Genomic DNA, 15117 nt, shown 5'->3' on the forward strand with positions numbered 1-15117 from the left:
GACCAGGGGTATAGCCCCGGAATATTCGCCTACAAGCAGGTTCCTACGACCGTCAATGCGCGCTGGCCTGGCCGGCGCCCTTCGGGAAGCGGATACTCGCCACCATTTCCTGTACATGCTTCGGTGCATCGCTGGTCATCCGGGCCACTGCCACGGCCACACCGAAGTTCAACAGCATACCCAGGGTACCGATACCTTCCGGCGAAATACCGAACCACCAGTTATCCGGGGTGTTCGCCGCCGGGTTGATGAACTTGAAGTAAATGATGTACAGGGCGGTAAAGCTGATACCGGAAAGCATGCCGGCAATCGCCCCTTCCTTGTTCATCCGCTTGCTGAAAATGCCCATGATGATCGCCGGGAAAAAGGACGACGCGGCCAACCCGAAGGCAAAGGCGACCACCTGTGCCACAAAGCCCGGTGGATTGATCCCCAGGTAGCCGGCGATACAGACGGCCACCGCGGAGGCAATACGGGCGTAGCCCAGCTCCTGTTTCTCGGTGATACGCGGCATCAGGTTTCTCTTCAGCAGGTCGTGGGATATCGACGTGGAGATCACCAGCAGCAGCCCCGCGGAAGTGGACAGCGCCGCGGCGATACCGCCCGCCGCCACCAGCGCAATCACCCAGGCCGGCAGGTCGGCGATTTCCGGGTTGGCCAGTACCATGATATCGCGGTCGATATCCATCTCGTTGCGCTCGTCGCCGGAATAGAACATCTTGCCGTCGCCGTTCTTGTCCTCCCAGCTTATCAGCCCGGTGCTCTCCCAGTTGCCGATCCAGCTGGGTGCCTCTTCGTAGGCCGTGCCCTGCGCGTCCGGGCCATTGATGGTGTCGATCATGTTCACCCGCGCGAAAGTGGCGATGGCCGGTGCGGTGGTGTACAGCAGGGCGATAAACAGCAGTGCCCAGCCGGCGGACTTGCGCGCATCCCGTACCTTGGGCACGGTGAAGAAACGCACAATCACGTGCGGCAGGCCGGCGGTACCCACCATCAGCGCGGCGGTAATGAAGAACACATCGATGGTGCTCTTGGTACCGGACGTGTACTCGGCGAAACCCAATTCCGTGGACAGGCCGTCGAGCTTGTCGAGCAGGTAGGTACCGGAACCGTCACTCAGTTCGGAACCGAAGCCGAGCTGCGGGATCGCGTGGCCGGTCATCATGATGGAAATGAAAATCGCCGGAACCAGATAGGCGCAGATCAGTACACAGTACTGGGCCACCTGGGTGTAGGTGATGCCCTTCATGCCGCCGAGTACCGCGTAGAAAAACACGATCGCCATACCGATGATGACGCCGGCGGTAACGTCCACTTCCAGGAAACGGGAGAAAACCACACCGACACCGCGCATCTGCCCCGCCACGTAGGTGAAACAGACAAAGACCGCGCAGATCACCGCCACGGTGCGCGCCGTATTGGAGTAATAGCGATCGCCGATGAAGGCCGGCACGGTAAACTTGCCGAACTTGCGCAGGTAGGGCGCGAGACATAGCGCCAGCAGAACATAGCCGCCAGTCCAGCCGAGCAGGTAGACGGCGCCATCGTAGCCCATGAAACTGATCAGGCCCGCCATGGAAATGAACGAGGCCGCCGACATCCAGTCGGCTGCCGTGGCCATGCCGTTGGCCACCGGATGCACGCCGCCGCCGGCCACATAGAAATCGTTGGTGGAACCGGCGCGCGACCAGACGGCAATACCGATATAGACGGCAAAGGTCACGCCGACGATCAGGAATGTTAATGTCTGAATATCCATGACGCGCTCCTATTGGCCGTATTCTTCTTTGAGTGGCTGGGCCGGTGCTTCCGGCTCCTCGTCGCCTTCATGCACCCCGTATTTCCGGTCCAGTTTATTCATCTTCACCACATAGACGGCGATCAGTGCCAGGAATACATAGATGGATCCCTGCTGGGCAAACCAGAAGCCGAGCTTGAAGCCACCGAGGCGGATCGTATTCAGCTGTTCGACCAGGAGGATGCCGCAGCCGAAAGACACCGCAAACCAGACCCCCAGGAGGATCAGCATCAGGCGTATATTCTCTTTCCAGTAATCGTCTGCGTGTTGTTCGCTTTCAAAGCTCATTTTTATCACTCCGTACTTATTATCGGTTATCGGAACTCTCGGTTATCGCTCGCAGCTCCGCACAATGGCAGGCTCCGTTTTTCCCACCCTGCGAAACGGTGCACGCACCATCAGAACACATATTTCACAGAAAACTGCAGTCGTTGCAACTTTCCCTCGTCGTCCGCCAGGGCGCCACTGGTGTTCTCCACCTCTTTATTCGCCAGGATATACTCGCCCCCCAGGGTCATTTTCGGAATCGGCGAATAGAGCAGGTTCAGGTGCATACTCCGGTAGGCGGAAGCGGTGGTATCGGAAACGCCGTCCGGGTTGTCCGCCTCGGAGGCCGACAGCACCAGGTTACTGCGCCACGCTTCGCTCCAGAAATGGCGCAGGGCAACAAAGCCGCCGTGCTGGTCGATCAACTCGATATCCCCGCCCGGCTCGATAATGCCGGCCCGGTAGCCATTCAGCCCCATGTAGCGGCCCAGCGCATTGCCGGAACTCAACATGAAGCGGAGGTCGTCGGCGCCGAAGCGGTATTTGCCCGATACGCTGATGGCGTGACCGCGCTCGGACTCGCGGTCTGTGCCGTCGTCGTAGGACAGCTCGCGGCTCATGGAAGCCACCGAATAACTGAAATCGCCGGCGCTGTTGTCGTAGCGGAGTACCAGATCCGGCGTACCGCTGTCGTCATAGGGGTTTTCAGTGCCGTTGTACAGCGTGGTGGCCGGGTTCTCCGCGGCCAGGTGGAGGCTGCCATCGCCGATTTTGTGCGTATAGCGCAACTGCGGCTGGCGCTCGAAAATGGTGCCCACCGGGCCGACAAAATCCATTCCCTCCGGCAGCGCTCCCACATTGAAGAAGGTCGACCAGGTCTGGCCCGCCAGCAGGCTGCGGCGATCGTCCATCCGCCAGTCCACATAGGCGTGTCGCAGGCGCCGGGAGTAGGAATTGCTGATACGTTCGTCGCCCTGGCCACTGGCCATGGCATCCATCTCCAGGTGCGTCCTCACTTCACCGCCGGCAACAGCGGTGCGGCTCTTGATAAACAGGCGCGAGGATTTCGCGTGGGAGTCGAATCTGGTATCGCCCCCTTCCCCGCCCACCGGGATTGTCGACGGCACCAGGAAGTCCTCGCCGATACCGACGGTGGCGGCGTTACCGTCGGAGTAGTCGCTGAACTGGCTGTCCAGTTTCATGAAACCGCCGATCTCGATCTGGGTACCCTGCGGGGGCTGCTCCGGTTCCGGATTCTCCACCACGCGTTGCCGCTGTTCGGCCTCGGCGGCAAGGCGATTCACCTGCGCCTGTAATTCCTCGATTCGCAACTGCAGCTCCCCGGTATCGCTCTGCGCCAGTGCGGACAGCGGCACCAGGCCGGTCATCGTCGCTGCGAGCAGGCCCGCGGACAGACGGGCGGTTTTTATTCTTGTAAACGACATAAGCTCCCTCCGAGCGTGGATTGTCGAAATACTGCATTCCCGACGACGATAAAAACCTGTCTACGCCGGCCTGGCTATTAACCATTGGTCTAAACCCGCCCGCCACTTCGACCAAAGTCTGAGTCTCCGTCGGAGTATTTCGACTTATGTCTAATACGACCGCCCGCGGCATCAATGCAGAATGCGGGAAACGAGAACTGGCAAGACGATGAGGTTTACTGTGTCCGAGGAAAGCGTCTATCCCGTGCCGGCGGCCTACGCCGGCCACACCCTGATGAACGAAACCGGATATTTCGAGCTCTACAATCGCTCCGTCGAAGACAACGAGGGCTTCTGGCGCGAACAGGGACGGCGACTCGACTGGATAAAACCCTATACCCGGGTCAAGGACACCTCCTTCGCCAGGGACGACCTGCACATCCGCTGGTACCAGGACGGCACCCTGAATGTGGCCGCCAACTGCCTCGACCGCCACCTGGCCGAGCACGGCGACAGCACCGCGATCCTGTGGGTCGGCGACGAGCCCGGTGTCTCCCGGGAAATCAGCTACCGCGAGCTGCACCGGGATGTCTGCCGCTTCGCCAACGGCCTCAAGTCCCTCGGCGTGCGCAAGGGCGATGTGGTGACCATCTACATGCCGATGATTCCGGAAGCCGCAGTGGCCATGCTGGCCTGCGCGCGTATCGGCGCCGTACACTCGGTGGTGTTTGCCGGCTTCTCCCCGGAGGCGCTGGCCGGGCGCATGGACGACGGCCGATCGCGCACGGTGATCACCGCCAACGCCGGCGTGCGCGGCGGCCGCTCGACGGCCCTCAAGGACAATGTCGACAGGGCCGTGGATCTGTGCCGGGAAACTTCCGTCGAGCAAGTGGTCGTGGTGAACTACACCAGCGATAAGGTTCGGTGGCACGATGGGCGGGACTGCGACTACGGCGAGCTGGTAGCCGGGCAGAGCGACGACTGCCCGGCGGAGGAAATGAATGCGGAGGACCCGCTGTTTATCCTCTACACCTCCGGCTCCACCGGCAAGCCCAAGGGCGTACTGCACACCGGCGGCGGCTACCTGACCTACGTCTCCCTGACCCACGAATATGTATTCGATTACCGGCGCGGCGAGCGCTACTGGTGCGCGGCGGATATCGGCTGGGTGACCGGCCACTCGTATATCATCTACGGCCCACTGGCGAACGGCGCCACCACGGTGATGTACGAGGGTGTGCCCAATTATCCGGATGTGACCCGCGTGGCGCAGATCATCGACGAGCACCAGATCGAGATTCTCTATATTGCCCCCACCGCGATCCGCGCGCTGATGGCCGAGGGCGACAAGCCAACTGCCGGCGCCAGCCTGGAGAGCCTGCGTCTGCTGGGCACCGTGGGCGAGCCGATCAATCCGCAGGCCTGGCAGTGGTACCACCAGAGCTTCGGGCGCGGCCGCTGCCCCATCGTCGACACCTGGTGGCAGACGGAAACCGGCGGCGCCATGCTCACGCCCCTCCCCGGCGCCACGACCCTGAAACCAGGCTCCGCCACCCGCCCCTTCTTCGGCGTACGGCCGGCGCTTGTGGACAACGAGGGCAATATTCTCGAGGGCGCCGCCGAGGGCAACCTGGTACTGCTGGACAGCTGGCCCGGGCAGATGCGCACCGTGTTCGGCGATCACCAGCGTTTCGTGGACACCTATTTCAGCACCTTCGACGGCATGTACTTCAGCGGCGACGGCGCGCGCCGCGATGCCGACGGCTACTACTGGATCACCGGCCGTGTGGACGATGTACTCAACGTCTCCGGTCACCGCATGGGCACGGCCGAGCTGGAGAGCGCACTGGTGGCCCACGAGGCGGTGGCCGAGGCGGCGGTGGTGGGGGTTCCGCACGAACTGAAGGGCCAGGGTATCTACGTCTATGTGACCCTGAACAGCGGCCTGGAGCCCGGCGAGGCAATGCGACGGGAACTGCGCAACTGGCTGCGCAACGAAATCGGCCCCATCGCCACCCCGGAGGTTATCCAGTGGGCGGCGGGCCTGCCGAAAACCCGCTCCGGCAAGATCATGCGCCGCATACTGCGCAAGATCGCCGCCGACGAATACGACCAGTTGGGGGATATCTCCACCCTGGCGGACCCGTCCGTCGTACAGCAGTTGATCGACGAACGCGCGTCGCTGGCACAGGCCACCTGACGCAGGAGAAGCCCGCTCTTTTTTCGCCAGCCGGCCCCGGACTCGATCCGGGGCCGTTTCTACAGTGTATTCCCGAACGGTTTCTACGGAGAGTAGCCCGGCAGTATCCGATAGTTATAAATAATAAGAAAGCGGCAGATCGCCGACGTACACTGAAAACTCAAGTTTAGGGCTTCAGTTCCGGGAGCCGGTGCGGGGTGCGCCTTTCTGGGACGCGCCGTATATACATCCCTGTAGGCTTGTCCGCGAGGTCCCTCTCGCAGACAGTCCCAGAAAGGCGCGCCCCGCACCGGCTTGTGCCATCGACAGGCACCCCCAACTCCAAAACTTGAGTGAAAACAGTGTACACACCCGCCCTCCCGCCGCGGAGGGTCTTCTGATGAGAGGGAGCGATTGAGATGCACTCTAATACCAATAAGACGGTGCACAAGTTCATTATCGCCGACGACCACCCACTGTTCCGCAGCGCCCTGCGCCAGTCCATCACCAGCGCCTTTCCCGATGCCGAGCTGTACGAGGCGGAAGATATGGAAAGCCTGCAGCGGCGCGCGGCCGAACACGGCGATTGCGACCTGCTGTTGCTGGACCTGCATATGCCCGGTGCGCGCGGTTTCAGCGGCCTGATTTTCCTCAGCGGCCAGTACCCGGAGCTGCCGGTGATGGTGGTATCCGCCAACGAAAAGCCGGAAGTGATGTGCCGCGCGATCGATTACGGCGCCTGCGGTTTCCTGCCCAAATCGGCGCCGGTGGAAACCATCGGCGAAGCGCTGCGACAGGCACTGGCCGGCGAAATCTGGCTGCCCGAGGGCGCGGCCGCACAGTGCGCGGCGGAATCCCCCGGGCTGATGGTGGCCGATGTGGTCGCCTCGCTGACACCGCAGCAGTTCCGCGTGGCCACCATGCTCGCCGAGGGCCTGCTGAACAAGCAGATCGCCTACGAAATGCGTGTCACCGAGGCCACGGTCAAGGCGCACTTGACGGCGCTGTTCCGCAAACTGGAAGTCAACTCCCGCACCCAGGCGGTACTGGCGCTGGGCAGCCTGGACGTGGAACCGCCCGGACAGTTCACCCCGCCACCGAGGCACTCGCCGGCGCTGGCCTGATGGCCCGGACCACTAGGCCCGCGACGCGGACGTACCGCACTTGAGTTCAACAGCAAGCTCCCCTCTCCCACCGGGACAAATCCGCCGGGAGCGGATTTGGACGCCGAAGGCGCCGCGAAGCGGCAAGCGCCAGGGATGGCGCGAGTCAGTGGGGCCGGGGGAGAGGGGAATGAAAAGCCCGGTGGTCTCCACGGCCCCTCTTGTTGGCCATCGCGGCGCCGACCACTAATCACTCTCCCGCTGCGGCCGGCGCCGCGCCAGCCGGCGCACCAGGTTGCGCAGCGCCGCCGGTTTCACCGGCTTGGACAGGTAGAAACAGTCGTTCTCCGCGGCGGCGGCACGCACCTGCTCGGAGATATCCGCGCTGATCAGGATACCCGGCACCGGCTGTCGCCAGTGTTCCTTCAGCGCCTGCAGCGCGCCGGTGCCGGTTTCGTCGCGGTCCAGGTGGTAGTCGACAATCACCAGTTGCGGCGGCCGCTCGCCGGTCCAGGTCGACAGCGCCTCCCCCAACGAGCGCGCCGCCACCACCCGGCAGCCCCAGCCGCTCAACAGGCTGTGCATCCCCCGCAGGATCGATTCCTCGTTATCGATACACAGGACACCGATCCCGGACAGGTCGGCGCCCGACGGCTGCGGGCTCGGGCGCGGGCGCCGCGCCGTGTCGGCCACGCCCAGCGGCACGCGAATACAGAACATGGCGCCGCGCCCGGCCCGGGACTGCACGCCGATCGGGTGCTGCAACAGTTCCGCACTGCGCCGCGCGATCGCCAGTCCCAGGCCCAACCCCTTGTCCGCCGGCCGCTCCGCCGACGACAGTCGCACAAACTCGTCGAAGATCTGCGCCTGTGCCTCCGGCGCGATCCCCGGGCCGGTGTCCCAGACCTGGATCTCCAGCTCGCCATCGCGCCGCCTCGCTCCCAGCAATACCCGCCCGCGGCGGGTGTAGTGCAGGGCATTGCTGAGGAAATTCTGCAGTATGCGCCGCAGCAGGTGTCGGTCGCTGTAGACCCAGAGTCCACTGGGTCGGTAGCGCAACTGCAGACCGCGGCTGGCGGCGATGGCCTGGAATTCCACCGTGAGTGCGTCGAGCAGCTCGCCTGCGGGAAAGTGTTCGCGCCTGGGCGTCAGGTTGCCCGCGTCCAGGCGGCTGATCTCGCGCAGCGCGCCGATAAGCTGCTCGGCGGTATTGAGGGCATTGTCCACATGGCCGATCTCGCCGAGGGTTTCCCCCCAGTCGCCGCGCTCCGCTTTCTGCTGCGCGGAGGCGATGAACAGGCGCGCGGCATTGATCGGCTGCAGCAGGTCATGACTGGTGTGGGCGAGGAAGCGGGTCTTGGCCCCGTGCAGCTCGCGCATCTGCGCCTCCACTTCCGCGCGGCGGCGATTCTCCGCCTGCAGCGCCTCGTTGCTGCGGGACAGCTCCGCCGTGCGCTGCGCCACCCGCTCCTCCAGGGTGCGCTGGTTCTCCTCCAGCGCATCCACCGCGGCGCGGTAGTCGCTGATATCGGTGAAGGTGGTGACAAAGCCGCCACCGGGCATGGGGGTACCGCGCACCTCGACAATGGTGCCGCTGGGCAGCGGGCGCTCGAACCGGTGCGCGCCGCCGTGGCGCAACAGCTCCAACCGCCGCTCCACCGCCTCTTCCAGATCCACGTCGTCGCCGTAGAGCCCGCGTTCGGCGTTGTAACGGTAGAGTATCTCCACCGGGCAACCGATATAGAGCAGCCGCTCCGGGTAGCCGAACAGCTCTATGTAGTACCGGTTCCAGGCCACCAGGTGCAGGTCCGCGTCCACCACACAGATCCCCTGGCCGACCGTTTCCACCGTGGTCTGCAGCAGCTCCTGGGAAAAGCGCAACTTCTGTGAAGTGCCGTCCACCAGCCGCGCGATATCCTCCAGTTGGAAAGGCCGGTTGACCCGCAACAGATCCAGCACCTGGTGGGCGGTAGCGGAACCGACGATGCCGGCGAGGGTAGTCTCCGCTTCCTGAACCGCGAACCGCGGCGCCGCGTCGTCCGCCAGCAACCGCTGCTGGCTGCGCCGTTCGAAACCGTTCCAGATCTGCTCCAGCCTCTCGCGCCCCACAAACGGCTGCATCAGGCTCTTCAACTGGCCCACCTGGATGTCGCTCAGGTCCAGGGCCGCGCCGCCGTCCGCCTCCGACAGCTCGACAAAGGCTTCCGCCTGCCGGCGGTCCCGCTCCAGCGGGCGACACAGCAGCGACACCGCGGCAAACAGCAGCATATTGACCAGCAGGCTCCAGAAGACCCCGTGGCTGAGCGGGTCCAGCCCGCCCAGGCCGAACAGTTGCTGGGGCCGCAACCAGCCCTGCCCGAACAGCCCTTCCGCGAGCAGCGGGTGATCGGGATACACCGCCGGCAGCACCAGGCAGTAGAACCAGAGGCCGTAGCCGGCCACCAGCCCCGTGAGCACGCCGAGCCGGTGGGCGCGGCGCCAGTAGAGCGCCGCCGCCAGTCCCGGCGCCAGCTGCGCGGCGGCGGCAAAAGACAGCAGGCCGATGGAAGCCAGCGGCGCCACCCCGGTAATGGCGCGGTGCATTCCCCAGCCCAACAGCAGCAACAGCAGGATGCTGATACGCCGGATCAGACGCAGGTGGTTGCCGAGGGAAGCCGCCGACAGCGGGGTAAAACGGCTCAGGAACAGCCACAGCGGCGCCACCAGCTCGTTGGAAATCATCACCGCCAGCGTCACCGCCGCCACAACCACCATACCGGTGGCGGCGGAGAAACCGCCGATGTAGGCGAGCAGGGTCAGCGCGCTGTTACCGCTTTCCATTGGCAGCATCAGGACCAGGCCGTCCGGCTCCGGCAACCCCTGCGCCAGCAGCGGCTGCCCGGCCAGCGCGATGGGCAGGATAAGGATCGAGAAGAGCCCCAGGTACAGCGGCAACAGCCAGCGGGCACTCTTCAGGTCGCGACGATCCTGGAATTCCACCACCGCCATATGGAACTGCCGCGGCAGGCAGACGATGGCGGCCGTGGCCAGCAGTGTCTGGGTGAGGAAATTGGCATCGGGTACCAGCGGGTCCAGGCGCAGCTCCGCCGCCGCGTAGCGCCCATCGCCGAGCAGCAACCCGGTGGCCAGTGCCGCCACCGCGGCGAAGGCCAGCAGCTTGACCACCGATTCCAGTGCGATGGCCGCCACCACCCCGCGGTTGCGCTCGCGCCCCTCCAGGTGGCGGGTGCCGAACAGCATCGCGAACACCCCCATCAGCAGTGCGGTGGCGAAAGCCGTATCCAGGTCGACCGGCCCGCCGGAATCCTGCCCCGCGCCCAGGGTGTCCCAGGCCATGGTCACGGCGCGCAACTGCAGGGCGATATACGGCAGGCTGCCGATAATCGCCAGCAGCGTCACCAGCGCCGACAGCCCCTGGCTCTTGCCGTAGCGCGAACCGATAAAGTCAGCCACGGAAGTCACCTTCTGCCGTTCGCTCACCAGCATCAGCTTGCGCAGGAAAGCGCCGCCGAACAGAAACAGCAGCATCGGCCCCAGGTAGATCGGCAGGTAGCTCCAGGTACTGGTGGCCGCCTGGCCAACGGCGCCGAAGAAAGTCCAGGAACTGCAGTAGACGGCCAGCGTCAGCGCATAGATCAGCGGCCGGTACCGCAGTAGCCACTGCTGCCGGTGCTCGGCGCGCCAGGCCACGGCGAACAACAGCGCCACATAGGCCAGGGCAAAAAACAGCAGGTAGGGTTTGCCGATCATTCACGCACTCCGCGCACTTATTCTTTTGTCGCGCCAGAGATCTTTATAACCCACGAATGGGGGGCATCGCTATTCGCTATTGGTCCGCATTGCGGCGACATTGACAAGCCCGGCGGCTCGACTAGGCTCCATTAAAAACCCCCACTATCCGCCGGGAGATAGTCGCCATGATCATCGCCACCGACATGCCCGAAGTTGCCCAGTGCGCCGCCACCCAGTGCGCCTACAATACCCAATCCGCCTGCCACGCCCGCGCCATCACCATCGGCGACGGCTCCAACCCGGACTGCGACACCTTCTTCGGTTCCAGCGAGCACACCCACAGCGGGCGGACCGCCGGCGTGGGCGCCTGCAAGATGGACGACTGTGTACACAACAGTGACCTGGAGTGCTCGGCGGACAGCATCCAGGTGGGAACCAACGGCAACGGATCGGTCAACTGCCTGACCTACGCGCACTGAGCGCCGGGCCCGAAGCAAAAAAACGGGTGTGGGGGCGACCCCACACCCGTTTTTTTTAATGCCTACCGATGGCACAAGCCGGAGCGGGGTGCGCCTTTCTGGGACTGTGACTCGGGCCATCCCTGACCCTCGCCCTTCGGGCGCCTTCGGCGTCCAAAACGGCAGTCCTGCCGTTTTGTCTGCGAGAGGGACCTCGCGGACAAGCCTACAGGGATGTATGCACGGCGTGTCCCAGAAAGGCGCCCCCCGCTCCGGCTCCCGAAATCGCCCCCCTCTCCGAAACCCGGGCTTTTACTGCCGGGAACCTAGCGGGCTCACCACCCGGGATCCCTTCAGGCCGTAAAAGGCGATATACACATAGCAGCAGATGGGCACCAGGAAGGAGAGCTGCAGGCCGGCGGTGTCCGCCACCACGCCCTGCAGGACCGGCACCAGCGCGCCGCCGACAATCGCCAGGCAGAGGATGCCGGAGCCCTGGCCCGTCTGCCGCCCCAGCCCCTTCAGCGCCAGGCTGAAGATGGTCGGGAACATGATGGAGTTGAACAGCCCCACCAGCAGGATGGCCCACATGGCCAGCGCGCCACTGCCGGCGATGGCCGAAGCCACCAGCAGCAGCGCCGCGCCGGCATTGAACGCCAGCACCGCACCCGGGTTGACACTGCGCATGACCGCCGCGCCGATAAAGCGGCCCACCATGGCGCCGCCCCAGTAGTAGGCGATGTAATGCGCCGCCCGCGACTCTTCCAGGCCGGCAATGCTGTCGAGCCCCAGGAAGTTCACCAGGAAGCTGCCGATGGAGACCTCGGCCCCCACATAGACGAAGATACCCACGGCCCCCAGCACCAGGTGGCGGTGCTTCCAGGCCGGCGTCTCGGCGGCGGCGTCACCGGCACCCTCTTCCTGGGAGCTGATGGTCGGCAGTCTCAGGCGGCTGAAGATTACCGCCAGCAGGGCCAATACCCCGGCCAGCATCAGGTACGGCGCCTTGACCGCATCGGCCTTCTCCTGCGGGCTCAACGCCTCGGCACCCACGGTGACCGCGGACAGGATCAGCACCCCGCCGAAGAAAGGCGCCACCGTGGTGCCCAGGGAATTGAAGGCCTGGGTCATGGTCAGGCGGCTGGATGCGGTATCCGGATTACCCAGCGCGGTCACATAGGGATTGGCGGACACCTGCAACAGGGTAATGCCGGAGGCCAGCACGAACAGCGCCCCCAGGAACAGCGGATAGGCGTGGTAATCCGCCGCCGGGTAAAAGAGTACACAGCCGACACTCGCCACCAGCAGGCCACCGACGATGCCCTTCTGGTAACCGATGCGCTTGACCAGCGCGCCCGCCGGCAGGGAGACGGTGAAATAGGCACCGAAGAAGCAGAACTGGATCAGCATCGCCTGGGTGTAGCTCAGGTCGAAGACCGCCTTCAGGTGCGGAATCAGGATATCGTTGAGGCAGGTCAGAAAGCCCCACATAAAGAAGAGAACCGTCAGCGCCGTCAGCGCAAAGCGGAAATTGCCCCCCGCCTCCCCGGCGGGTTGGCGCACATCGTCGACGGGAGCCTGTACCCCGGCCATAGATCACCTCGTTTTTATCGTTTCTGTATAACCGCAATGCCGGGACACTCCCGACGCCGGCAGCGGAGACTACCACGGCACAACCGCAGCGCAGTTGCCAGTTTCCCCGGTCCGGTTCCCACTTTGTCCCCGAAAAACTGGCACCGCCGGGACCGCCGCCCGCCGGGCAGATAAGCACTGGCACGGCTGTTTCCCAATATCGGCGAATCACCACACCAGACCTTCATTGCATAATGTAAACGTTTACATTAACCTCTGGCGAGAACCATAAGAATCGCAACGGCAGAGACAGACAATGGATAAACTCAGCCAGCTCAGAACCGTGACCGACGTCGTGGCCGATACCGGCGATATCGCCGCCATCCGCCGCTACCGCCCCATCGACGCCACCACCAACCCCTCGCTGCTGCTGAAGGCAGCGGCCCTCGAGGAGTACCGCCCGCTGGTGGACCGCGCGCTCGACTGGGCCGCGCGCCAGCCCGGCGACAGCGACGCGCAGATGGCGCTCTGCTGCGACCACCTGGCGGTGGCCATCGGCAGCGAGATTCTGCAGATCATCGACGGCCGTATCTCCACCGAGGTGGATGCGCGCCTGTCCTTCGACACCGACGCCACCGTGGCGCGGGCGCGGCGGTTGATCGAGCTCTACCGGGAACGGGGAGTCGCGACGGAACGGGTACTGATCAAGATCGCCTCCACCTGGGAGGGCATTCGCGCGGCGGAGATCCTCGAGCGCGACGGCATCCACTGCAACCTGACACTGCTGTTCAGCTTCGCCCAGGCGCGCGCCTGCGCCGACGCCGGCGTCACCCTGATCTCGCCTTTCGTCGGCCGCATCCTCGACTGGCACCTGAAAAACGGCGACCGCGACCACTACGCCCCGGAAGAGGATCCGGGCGTGCAGTCGGTGCGCCGCATCTACCGCTATTACAAGGAACGCGGCTACGACACCACGGTGATGGGCGCCAGCTTCCGCAACCGCGGCCAGATCGAGGCGCTGGCCGGCTGCGACAGCCTCACCATCAGCCCGCAGCTGCTGGGCGAACTGGCGGAGGATTCCGGCTCCCTGCCCCGCGCCCTGACACCCGCAGAGGCCCGCGAACCCCTTGAGGAAAAACTGGGCGAGAGCGACTTCCGCTTCCGGCACAACGAGGACGCCATGGCCTCCGAGAAACTCGGCGAGGGTATCCGCAAGTTCGTGCAGGACCAGCGGGCGCTGGAACAACAGCTGTCGGCCCGCGCACCGGAACAGGAGGCCGCATCATGAGCGTCTTCCTGGGCATAGACGCCGGCACCCAGAGCGTAAAGCTGCTCGCGTTCGACGCCGACCGGGGCCGGGAGGCCCATGTCGGCAGCGCGCCGCTGGAGCTCGACAGCCGCGCCGACGGCAGCCGCGAACAGCGCGCCGAGTGGTGGCTGGATGCACTGCGCCAGTGCATGAAGGAGCTGCCCGACGATCTTCGGCGGCGGGTCGCGGGGATCGGCGTCTCCGGCCAACAGCACGGTTTCGTGCCCCTGGGCGACGGCGGCCGGGTACTGGCACCGGTGAAACTCTGGTGCGACACCAGCACCGCGGCCGAGTGCGGCGAGATCACCGGGCGCTTCGGTGGCGAAGACCGCTGTATCGACGCGGTCGGCAACCCCATCCTGCCCGGCTACACCGCCCCCAAGATCGTCTGGCTGAAAAAACACAACGCTGAGGCCTACGATGCGCTGCAGCATATCCTGCTGCCCCACGACTATCTCAATTATTACCTCACCGGTGAGATCTACACCGAGTGCGGCGACGCCTCCGGCACCGGCTACCTGAATATTTTCCGGCGCCAGTACGACGCCGAGATGCTCGGCGCCCTGGATCCGGACCGCGACCTGTCGCCGATGCTGCCGCCGATTCTCGACCCCGGCGACAGCGTCCCCTTGGGCGAGGCGGCCAGGAGCGAGTTCGACCTGCCCGCCGGTGTACGCGTGTCCGTCGGCGGCGGCGACAACATGATGTCGGCGCTGGCCACCGGCTCGGTGGAAACCGGCGTGCTGACACTGAGCCTCGGCACCTCCGGCACCCTCTTCGCCCACAGCGACGCCCCGGCGCTGGACCCGGGCGGCGAACTGGCCGCTTTCTGCTCTTCCACCGGCGGCTGGCTGCCGCTGCTGTGCACCATGAACTGCACCCTGTCCACGGAACTTACCCGCGGCTATTTAGGGCGCGACCTGGACGCCTGCGAACGGCTGCTGGCGGAATCCCGGCCCGGCGCCGGCGGCCTGGTCACCCTGCCCTTTTTCAGCGGCGAGCGCGCCCCCAACCTGCCCGATGCCCGCGCCAGCCTGCTGGGCATGACCGGCGATAACACCACGCCCGCCAACCTCTACCGCTCGGCGATGGAGGGCGCCAGCTTCGCGCTGCGCCGCGGCCTGGACGCCTTCGCCCGCGCCGGGCAGCGCTTTAGCGCCATCCGCCTCACCGGCGGCGGCGGCGCCAGCCCCGGCTGGCGGCAGATGATCGCCGACATTTTCGAACTGCCGGTGCAGCCGCTCGGCAACAATCAGGGCGCCGCCCAGGGCGCGG

General features: G+C 65.0%; 10 protein-coding genes. 5 read left to right on the forward strand and 5 right to left on the reverse strand.

All coding sequences use genetic code 11. The features are described 5' to 3' along the window. Nucleotides 1–52 precede the first annotated feature (52 nt). The 3 genes from OQE62_RS11920 to OQE62_RS11930 all read right to left on the reverse strand — a co-directional run bounded on the left by OQE62_RS11920 (nt 53) and on the right by OQE62_RS11930 (nt 3510). On the reverse strand, nt 53–1759 hold the full coding sequence (locus tag OQE62_RS11920) for a sodium:solute symporter family protein (protein ID WP_265722265.1): 1707 nt from the start codon (nt 1757–1759) through the stop codon (nt 53–55). Between the two features lie 9 nt (nt 1760–1768). Continuing rightward, nucleotides 1769–2086, reverse strand: coding sequence for a DUF4212 domain-containing protein (locus tag OQE62_RS11925; protein WP_265722266.1), 318 nt, complete (start codon nt 2084–2086; stop codon nt 1769–1771). A 110-nt stretch (nt 2087–2196) separates the two neighbouring features. Continuing rightward, nucleotides 2197–3510, reverse strand: coding sequence for a DcaP family trimeric outer membrane transporter (locus tag OQE62_RS11930; protein ID WP_265722267.1), 1314 nt, complete (start codon nt 3508–3510; stop codon nt 2197–2199). Nucleotides 3511–3730: 220 nt separating this feature from the next. On the opposite strand from OQE62_RS11930, the gene acs reads away from it, so the two are divergent. Then, nucleotides 3731–5689, forward strand: a complete 1959-nt coding sequence (acs, locus tag OQE62_RS11935; protein ID WP_265722268.1) for an acetate--CoA ligase — start codon at nt 3731–3733, stop codon at nt 5687–5689. Nucleotides 5690–6087: 398 nt separating this feature from the next. Next, the gene (locus OQE62_RS11940; RefSeq protein WP_265722269.1) at nt 6088–6792 is read left to right on the forward strand and encodes a response regulator transcription factor; all 705 of its coding nucleotides are present in this window, start codon (nt 6088–6090) and stop codon (nt 6790–6792) included. Nucleotides 6793–7017: 225 nt separating this feature from the next. Here OQE62_RS11940 and OQE62_RS11945 read toward each other — a convergent pair whose 3' ends face one another. Continuing rightward, nucleotides 7018–10521, reverse strand: coding sequence for a hybrid sensor histidine kinase/response regulator (locus tag OQE62_RS11945; RefSeq protein WP_265722270.1), 3504 nt, complete (start codon nt 10519–10521; stop codon nt 7018–7020). A 167-nt stretch (nt 10522–10688) separates the two neighbouring features. On the opposite strand from OQE62_RS11945, the gene OQE62_RS11950 reads away from it, so the two are divergent. Next, the gene (locus OQE62_RS11950) at nt 10689–10982 is read left to right on the forward strand and encodes a DUF1540 domain-containing protein (protein WP_265722271.1); all 294 of its coding nucleotides are present in this window, start codon (nt 10689–10691) and stop codon (nt 10980–10982) included. Nucleotides 10983–11273: 291 nt separating this feature from the next. Here the strand turns inward: OQE62_RS11950 and OQE62_RS11955 are convergent, their stop codons facing one another. Next, complete coding sequence (locus OQE62_RS11955) at nt 11274–12554, reverse strand: sugar MFS transporter (RefSeq protein ID WP_265722272.1); 1281 nt, start codon at nt 12552–12554, stop codon at nt 11274–11276. A 295-nt stretch (nt 12555–12849) separates the two neighbouring features. Here OQE62_RS11955 and tal point away from each other — a divergent pair, with 295 nt between their 5' ends. Continuing rightward, nucleotides 12850–13821 carry a transaldolase gene (gene tal / locus OQE62_RS11960; protein ID WP_265722273.1) on the forward strand — a complete coding sequence of 324 codons (972 nt, stop codon included), beginning with the start codon at nt 12850–12852 and terminating at the stop codon, nt 13819–13821. After that, nucleotides 13818–15117, forward strand: a 1300-nt coding sequence (gene xylB / locus OQE62_RS11965) for a xylulokinase (RefSeq protein ID WP_265722274.1), incomplete at its 3' end; no start/stop codon positions are given. The genes tal and xylB, both read left to right, overlap by 4 nt.

This window comes from Microbulbifer halophilus, from assembly GCF_026183675.1.
Lineage (GTDB): Bacteria > Pseudomonadota > Gammaproteobacteria > Pseudomonadales > Cellvibrionaceae > Microbulbifer > Microbulbifer halophilus.

Bases quoted from the DNA above. Each gene is read 5' to 3' on its own strand.
- OQE62_RS11920 (WP_265722265.1), bottom strand. From the start codon at position 1,759: ATGGATATTCAGACATTAACATTCCTGATCGTCGGCGTGACCTTTGCC.
- OQE62_RS11930 (WP_265722267.1), bottom strand. From the start codon at position 3,510: ATGTCGTTTACAAGAATAAAAACCGCCCGTCTGTCCGCGGGCCTGCTC.
- OQE62_RS11950 (WP_265722271.1), top strand. From the start codon at position 10,689: ATGATCATCGCCACCGACATGCCCGAAGTTGCCCAGTGCGCCGCCACC.
- OQE62_RS11940 (WP_265722269.1), top strand. From the start codon at position 6,088: ATGCACTCTAATACCAATAAGACGGTGCACAAGTTCATTATCGCCGAC.
- OQE62_RS11955 (WP_265722272.1), bottom strand. From the start codon at position 12,554: ATGGCCGGGGTACAGGCTCCCGTCGACGATGTGCGCCAACCCGCCGGG.
- OQE62_RS11925 (WP_265722266.1), bottom strand. From the start codon at position 2,086: ATGAGCTTTGAAAGCGAACAACACGCAGACGATTACTGGAAAGAGAAT.
- tal (WP_265722273.1), top strand. From the start codon at position 12,850: ATGGATAAACTCAGCCAGCTCAGAACCGTGACCGACGTCGTGGCCGAT.
- OQE62_RS11945 (WP_265722270.1), bottom strand. From the start codon at position 10,521: ATGATCGGCAAACCCTACCTGCTGTTTTTTGCCCTGGCCTATGTGGCG.